Source organism: Gemmatimonadota bacterium (assembly GCA_026706345.1).
Lineage (GTDB): Bacteria > JAAXHH01 > JAAXHH01 > JAAXHH01 > JAAXHH01 > JAAXHH01.
This window is the reverse complement of record JAPOYX010000246.1, coordinates 1-2,968: the sequence shown is the minus strand read 5'-3', so window position 1 is coordinate 2,968 and position 2,968 is coordinate 1. Positions and strand designations below refer to the sequence as shown.

Below are 2,968 nucleotides of genomic sequence, written 5' to 3'. Positions count from 1 at the left end.
GGCGATGGTGGCGACGTCGCGCACCTTGTTGGTGTAGTTCAAGAGTACATAGGGAGTGATGCTCGGCATCACCGTAGCGCAGAAGGCGCCGGCCCGTTTCCCTTTGCGCACCTCGCTGTCGACGTGGTTGTCGTCGAAGACGCGCTGGGCCTTGCTGGCGAAATCAAGATCGAAGCGATTGAAAGTTTCCAGAACAAGCTCGACCGCATCGTCATAGGGAACGTCGCGCGACGACTCCATAAGGGGCGCGTAAATGTCGTAGCGGCGCAGCTTGTCCACGCCAAGCCATTTGGCCTTGAGCGTGAAATAACGCTGGAAAAGAAGGGCGTTGCGGCGGGCGACCTCCAACAGGGCCCGGACGGCTTCGTAGGGAATGTCGTTACTCAGATTGCGCACCGCGATTGGCGACTCGTAGCTGCGCAGCGTGACGTTCTCGTTATACCAGTCCCGCACCAGATTGATATAGATCTGCGCCAGAATCGGCGCTTCTTCTTCGTACACTTTGTAGAGGCACTGGTAGGCGGCGGCGCGCATATCGGGGTCGGCCGAGTAGGCGTGTGCCATGACCTCTTCGCGGGTCAACTGTTTCAACTCACCGTCGACCTCAAGCTCAAACTCAAGCCTGTTCGTCAACATCGAATAGATGGTCGTCAGCGCGCTGGGGCCATTGGTGTTCTTCAAGTTGATAATGCGTTCCGAACTCTCTTCCAACATATGCGGCTTGGTGAGGCGCATATCCAGCAGGTAGTGCCGGAAGTCCGCGTAGGCGCCGGCATCCGGTAGCAGGGCTTCGGCCTCTTCATCGTCCAGCCCCTTCCACCAGAGCTCGAAGAAAAGCATTCGATTCCCTATCTCCGCATGCAGCTGAGTCATGCGATTGGTGTAGGTGAGCGCGTCCGGCGATTGGGTATCCGACGAGAACCAGAGGCTGCCGTAAGCGAAGAGCCGGTAGGCTTGCGTATTGATATCTTCATACTGTTGCATGGCGTCGATCAGCTTTGCCGGATCCATCTGCGCGGAGAGCTCCTTGCGCAGCGACTCGAACGATGCAACACTCTCTTCAAGCTGCCCCAGCAGTTCCTCGACGGCAGCAGACGAGGGCGCTAGCGTCCCGGACCCGTTAGCCTCGGGATCGGACGGCACCAGCCTCGTAAGGTCCCATCCCGACATCTGATAGCGTTCCTGTTTTCCTTCCGTACGTACAGCCATAAGACGATATTCCCTTTTTCAGTCTTCCTTGACGAGACGCCGCAGTACAGTGTGCAAAATCCCGCCATTCTTGTAGTAGTTCACTTCGACAGGCGTATCCAGCCGGCTGGTGACGCCAAATTCACCGACGATTCCATTTTCGCGTGTCACGCGCACGGTATACGCCTGGTTGGGTCTCATTTCTTCGGTCAAACCGACTATGTCATAGGTCTCAAAGCCGCTCAGGTCCAGCGTCTGCATGTTCTGGCCTTCCATGAACTGCAGCGGCAGGATGCCCATGCCGACCAGATTGGAGCGGTGGATGCGCTCGAAGCTCTCGGCAATCACCGCCTTGACGCCCTGCAGCCAGGGCCCTTTGGCGGCCCAGTCGCGGCTGGATCCGGTGCCGTACTCCTTGCCGGCTAGGATGATCAGCGGTGTACCGTCCTGCTCGTACCTGGATGCCGCATCCCAGATCGCCATCTCTTCAAGACCTGCGGCGGCGTCCGAAACCTGCCCGGCGACCGGAATGTAGGCCGTGTAGCCGCCTTCGACGCCGTCCAGCATCTGGTTCTTGATGCGGATGTTGGCGAAGGTGCCCCGCATCATCACTTCGTGATTGCCTCGCCGGCTGCCGTAGCTGTTCCACTCGGAGCGGGGGACGCCCTTTTCGGTCAGATAGCGGCCGGCAGGGCTGTCCGGCGCGATGGCGCCGGCAGGACTGATATGATCGGTCGTGGTGCTGTCCGGCATGACGGCCAGCACGCGTGCGCCGACGATCGGCTGTACCGGCGGCAGATCGGTACCCATATCCAGGAAGAAGGTTGGCTCCTGGATATAGGTGCTGTCGGGACTCCAGGCGTAGAGCTCACCGCCGGAGATCGGCACTTCGTTCCACTGTTCGTTGCCGGTGAAGACGTTGGCGTACTGCTGGCGGAACAGGTCCGGCTTGAGACTGCGATGGATTTCGGCCTGGATCTCCTCCTGGCTCGGCCAGACGTCGCGCAGGAAGACCGGCTCTCCCGTGGGGTCGTAGCCGAGGGGGTCGTTGTCCAGGTCGATGTTCACCGTTCCGGCGATGGCGTAGGCCACCACCAGCGGCGGCGAGGCCAGGAAGTTGGCGCGCACGTCGGGGCCGATGCGCCCTTCGAAGTTGCGGTTGCCGCTCAACACCGAGGCCGCGACCAGGTCGGCGTCGTGGATGGCGTCGCGGATCGGCTGCGGCAGGGGACCGCTGTTGCCGATGCAGGTGGTGCAGCCGTAGCCGACCGTGTGGAAGTTCAGGGCCTGCAGATAGGGGATCAGCCCGCTCGCCTCCAGGTAGCTGGTGACGACCTTGGAGCCGGGCGCCAGGCTGGTCTTCACCCATGGCTTAACGTCCAGACCCCGTTCCACGGCCTTCTTGGCGAGCAGGCCGGCGCCGATCATGACGGTTGGGTTGCTGGTGTTGGTGCAGGAGGTGATGGCCGCGATCACGACGTCGCCGTGCTCCAGTGAAAAGTCGGTACCCTTGAAACTGACTTCGGCACTGTTCTCCAGCTCCCCGCTTTCCAGGCCGAAGCCCTGCGGCCCCACCGGCGCCGAGAGCATCCCGCTCCATCGCTCTTTCATGTCGGACAGGGCGATGCGGTCCTGGGGACGTTTCGGTCCGGCCAGGCTGGGCCGTACAGTATCCATGTCCAGCTCGATGGTTTCGCTGAAAATGGGGTCGGGCGTGTCCTCAGTGTGGAAGAGGCCCTGCTCCTTGCAGTAGCGCTCGACGAGATCGATCGTCTCCGGG

Annotated in this window: 2 protein-coding genes; both read right to left on the bottom strand. The window is 61.2% G+C overall.

What is annotated here, in order from left to right:
• Positions 1 to 1,209 (bottom strand): M3 family metallopeptidase (locus OXG98_17825; GenBank protein MCY3773870.1); only part of this gene is annotated, 1,209 nt, incomplete at its 3' end.
• Between the two features lie 18 nt (positions 1,210 to 1,227).
• On the bottom strand, positions 1,228 to 2,968 hold a 1,741-nt coding region (gene acnA / locus OXG98_17820; protein MCY3773869.1), incomplete at its 5' end, for an aconitate hydratase AcnA.